Raw genomic sequence first — 5,244 nt, 5'->3', positions numbered from 1 at the left:
CGACAAATAAACCAGCTCTTTGGCAATATGCCAGATGCTACCTGAATCGGCGCTAGAAAGAATGGATCGAATGTACGACGCTAATTCAGCAATATTAGCCTCCGGTGAAAAACCGAAACAGGCTGCATACAGATACAGCAATCTTTGTGTATAGATTATGAAATTGCCTTTATCATTTATGAATAAATGACCACTCTCTTTAACTCTTGGGAAAAATTTTTTTTCAATATTGTCAACTTCACTCAATAACTGCCTGGCAAGTTCATTATTTTCCGATTCAAGGATTTGCCGGATCTCCAGAAGACTGTCCTTTACTGGTTTACCAGGGGCTAATCCTGTCAACCCTTCATTAATTGCAATTTTCTCGGCCTTCTCTGACAGAGAAGGCCCGGCAGGAAGTCGTTGAAACTGATTCTTTGCCTCCTCTAATCGAATGGCCAAAGGAATCCCCGCACTCCGCCAAAAGAACATTGGAATTCCGCATTGACGCTTTTTTTCAGCAGCCAGCATAATCGGAAGTTTTTCAGTTCCACTTAAGGCATGTGTGTTGGATAACTCTATTACCGTATCTATAACACCCAAAACATCAGGTCTCATGCACTCAAGAAAAACTGCACACAGCACCTCTTTGGTTGGTGACTTTTCTATTGCCTCTGCATTAAATTCTGCCACCAGATGTCTGGCGGCCATATTTATAGCTTCAGATTTTAAACCGGGTAGTTGTCGCTCAAGCTCAGGTTGCAATCTGATCATTCGTTCAAATAGCTGTTGACTGCCAACAGTATTAACGGTTTGTTCTGATAGTACGGTGATGCCATCGTGCAGTTGTATCTGCCTGCCAAGGTACTGAATGGAACGCGCTTCTGCGGAAAAGCCAATAGGGAACTTCATGATGAATTTATGCAGTTGCTCTGGTGTTACACCGTTTAACTGAGATAGATTCATTTTACTTTCCCGGAACCTTGGGTGCCTGGTTATGGATGCCTTATCATGAATTTAAAGCCTGCCTGGTTGGTTAAGCTGATTCAGCAAACCGATACACATTTCGATCAGACCGTTCATTAACGTTATCAGTGGAAATGTCTTGTTATTGGCCCCAAGATTTAACCGGCCATTGATATTAAAAAAAACCTTGCGACTTATATTGGTATAAGCGCCCACAGGGTAGAGTGCTTCACTGAGATGCTCTTCATTTATATGGTTCAGGTAGCAGTCAGCCGGGTCGTATTCCCCCTTGGGGAGCTGGTCAAACCCGGGCTCACCCTGCTGCAGTGCCGTCCAGTAGAGTATCTCCTGTGCTACCCGGTCAAGCCAGGTCTGATACTGGTGATGGTCACGGCCCAGGAGGGATTGGAGATGGCCAGGGGGAGAGGACATAAGTCCGGACAGGAACCGGTTGCATGCCGATTCCACAAACAGGGCCGTTTCCCTGATGGCTTCGGGGTTTTGGTAGTGATAGCCGACAAAGCCCTGGCGTAAGCGTGACCGTACCAGCACAGCGGATAGAATAATCTCACAGATGCTGTTGGCCAGGGCAACGCGCTGTGAAACTTTGGGCGGATAACAGTAGTCTATGGTGTCTTTCTGATGTAAACAGCTTTGGATATCCCCGAAGGTTTCATAATCACCAAGGTCGCGCATTCCGCAGTGGCCAAAATCAATCTTTTCGGTAGCGAGGGTATTCCACGCTCCCAATGTACCGGAGTGCACATTGTTATGAGCTTCATTCATGGCCGCATGCAGGGCGACCCAGGCTCGCCCGGACGACGCAGTGTCGTGTAGACACTGCAGCATACTGGTGGGCACCAGCCCCATGCCGGTCATGTAACCGGCATCGTGGCAGGCTTTGAGGATTCCCTGCTCCGGGCGCTGCCAGGGGATGTCATCTGCCGTTGCTGGCGCATGGGCATAACGGGCATAGGCGACAGGTGCTTCATAGGAAAAGACATTGATGTACTGCTGGCCATTGCTCTCGATGATCTCCACCGGGTCATCAAAATCCCGAATCAAACACCGCAAGTCATCGCTCAGGGGAATCTGCATAAAGGCACGGAACTTCGGTAGTTCGCTCTCAAAACTCAGCTCTGGCGTTTTGGCGATGACTTGATAAAGGAGTCCCTCCCTGTCCAGTGTGTCAAGGGTTTCCCCGGCTCTCTGAAATTTAAAATAGACGGCCTGGTCACCTTTGTTTCCACATTGAATTGTTCGTCCGCCGACGATCCGGGTTGCCGGGCCATTGGCTGCCTGCAGTTCTTCAGCTACAGGCTGCAGCTGGAACGATAAAGGCATGTGCTCAGCAATATACCGGTTAATCTTCTCCCCGGCAGTGGCATTTGGCAGCACAAACCCGGTGACCTGGTGGGCGGTTGAAACCAGTGGTATCAAGAACAGGTTGGTAATCGCCGAATTTATCGGAGACTTCTGACAAACCAATGGGGCAGCTGTTACCCGGGCAGGGAAGGTATAATTCGGGGCATCTAACGATTCAATAAATCTGAGTTTGTCGTTCAGCGGGAAATCGGGATCGGATAAAACCTTGAACTGCAAGCCCGTTGGCACATAGGGCAATTTGTTGCTCTTGACTAACCGGAGTAAAAGAGTCGAGTCTGATGATTTACTCATCAACGTGTCATCATAAAATGACGTGATCATGTCCTTGTCAGCAGCTACCCTGAGACAGCAGCCATTGAAGTCGAGGTTTTCAGTGGGAATATACTGCAGCGCGGATATATCTTTAAAGGCTATTTCCAGAAGTTCCCCTGTTTTCATGTCATCGGGTACATGTTTTAACGCATCAGATGACAGATTACAGGCTAATAAATAAAGTTCTCTGGCCTTTTTGTCATCAACATAAAATGAAAAGTAAAAAAAAGCAGCAAATGACAGCGGCAAAAGCTTGGACTCTTTATGGGTACAAAGTGATTTATGAAAATCGTAAGTGACATATTGCTTTGGTATAGAACCCAATGTTACATAACCAAAATGACAGGCAGTACGATATAAGTTTATCCGTTGTTCTTCTGTCCAATGCACGGGCAGAATAAATTTAGTTGGCAATTTGCCTTTTTTACAAATTGACTTACACATTTCAAATGTTTTAAATGCTTCCGGAATATATTCAAATGCTCTGGGATCATTATCTAAAGCCTGTTGGCACAGTTCCGGGGTTTTCATCTTTTCAGGAACATAGCGTAACGCATAACCATTTTTTTTACAGGCGAATTCACACAACCTGGCGGTTATTTTCTCCACAGGGCAAAACTCTAAAGATCCGCACTGTTCGATTACGGTGGTTAACAGCTGGTCACTGATGGGTTTATTGTTTGGGTATAGACTCAGTGCCAGGTGATATGTTTTGCAGGAAACTTCAAAATGTGCATCTGTTATTTCTCCCTCAGGGATATAGCGGATGGCAAGCCCATTCATTTTATTGAGTGAGTCAAAAAAACCATTAACTAACCACTGTTTTATTAGTTTGGGCGGTACATATTCAAGTGCGAAAATAGTTTTAAGTGCTACAGTCCTGCACAGCGCATCGGTTTTCATGGTATCGGGCACAAATTTCAGGTTTCTGTAATCGTTCTTGCACGCCGTTAAACACAAGTCAGGCGTCATCTTGTCTGATGGTATTTGCTTGAAAAAATCAGGTTTGTTATTGCTCAGCAACAGGAAGTCTTCATGGTCCAGATGAGTAAGGTCTGAATATTCCGGCGCATTCCTGAAGTATTTGATCAGGCGTTTACAGTCACTGGCGGGTAAGCTCTGTTTGTTGGCAATACAATGGGCGTAACGTATGAGGGACTCTTTTAATTCATGGGCAAGATTGGCCTGTGAGTTATATGCAGAGCTGCTTTTGGAATAAGGGTTGACTCGTACATGCCCCTTAGAGGGCAACTGGTGGCATTGATCGACCCTGTTTTCGATTGTGGCAGGTTCAGAGATACGATCAGAGTTGAAAGTGTGCGGGGCAGGGGGCAGTAAATGGTCACCATTGGATTCGGCGGGCTGATTGCTGTTATAAATCGTTGATTCGCTCTGCCGTGCAAGGGAGGTTGTTAATCCATGCTCCTTACACAAGGGGACGTTATCTGCACAGTGATCGGGTGCATTTTTCACTTGGTATTGTTGCCAGGGTTGCCCTGATGGATCCAGGGGGCTCGGGACCTTGTGAGTAGCTTCCCGATTTGGCCAGTCAGCAGGGTCAAATAATGTGGTTGTTTGAATGTGCATTTTATCTGTTACTTGGCTATTTAATTATGGAATAAAAAATTTGAACCTATTTTGATATTTAGTTATATATATTTGACCATAAAGCCAGCAAGAGGTTCCGGTAAAATCAGGGAGCACGTTTATGAAAGATCCGGGTTAATGACTAACTGGATATTCAGTAAAGATAACGCTTTTCCCACCACAACACAGTGGCTCATTGGTAGGCGCAAATCGGCCTCAAAGCCCTGATATTATTGACCCAAGTCAGTTGATGGGGAATCGCTGAGATCACGTTGTACCTTGGTAAAGGTAATCTCCTGTCTATCAATTAAACCCTCGAGGGTATCAAAGTAGTCGAAAGGCGCTCTTCCTTCCAGAAGTTTCACTGCTTCACCTGTCGAATCAGGCACGCGGTAGTTGTGGTAGTAAAGTGGCAGCTTCATCTTTGCAGCAATTTCCCGTGCGGCATCAATGAAGAATAAATCACTTAACGCAAGGGGATAGCTCTTCTCAAGAAATAACGCAGGGTGATCAGCCTGATCCAACACCATGCGAATAACACTCCTGCTGAGGATATTTCCTTTTTGGTTCTTTTTGACAATCATGGCATTGCGTCCATCCATCACGTAGCTCATCAGCGCTCTGTTAGCAGTAAACATAGAACATTCCGGTGATTGACAGGAGTACACTTCAAGACCACTAATAAAAAGGTCCCAGGGATCTTCTGTCAGCGCCAGGGTTTCCCCCGGGGATAATAACAGCTTGTTTCTGGTTGTCTCGCTGAAGTTGCTGAAATTTGCCCCCCAGCCTGCCCGGAATTTGGGATATTGCTGGTAAACGGCATATAGGTGTGGATTGTTCAGCGGTGACTGCCTGTTCTCAATAAAGGTATTGTTGGCACTGCTCTGGATAAACTCACGGATAAGGTCGGTAATTTCGGTATTTCCGAACTCTGTCATATCCGCCATGTAAGAGGGCAGCAGGCAGGGCGACAGAATCGGTCGAACGATCATCCCGATAATAGGATATTTAGCT

3 protein-coding genes are annotated in these 5,244 nt (G+C 46.0%); all 3 read right to left on the bottom strand.

Annotation, left to right across the window (positions count from 1 at the left end):
* Positions 1–945, bottom strand: a 945-nt coding sequence (locus KDK14_RS04710) for a hypothetical protein (RefSeq protein ID WP_257263863.1), incomplete at its 3' end; no start/stop codon positions are given.
* Positions 946–996: 51 nt separating this feature from the next.
* Positions 997–4,230 carry a DUF4116 domain-containing protein gene (locus KDK14_RS04705; RefSeq protein ID WP_257263862.1) on the bottom strand — a complete coding sequence of 1,078 codons (3,234 nt, stop codon included), beginning with the start codon at positions 4,228–4,230 and terminating at the stop codon, positions 997–999.
* 230 nt (positions 4,231–4,460) lie between these two features.
* Positions 4,461–5,244, bottom strand: a 784-nt coding sequence (locus KDK14_RS04700) for a hypothetical protein (RefSeq protein ID WP_257263861.1), incomplete at its 5' end; no start/stop codon positions are given.

It is taken from the genome of Endozoicomonas sp. ONNA2 (genome assembly GCF_024606365.1).
Taxonomy (GTDB): domain Bacteria; phylum Pseudomonadota; class Gammaproteobacteria; order Pseudomonadales; family Endozoicomonadaceae; genus Endozoicomonas.
The sequence above is the reverse complement of the archived record's forward strand: the minus strand, read 5'-3'. Positions and strand labels throughout refer to the sequence as shown.

Excerpts from the sequence above, each read along its gene's own strand:
- KDK14_RS04705 (WP_257263862.1), bottom strand. The coding sequence starts at position 4,230 with ATGCACATTCAAACAACCACATTATTTGACCCTGCTGACTGGCCAAAT.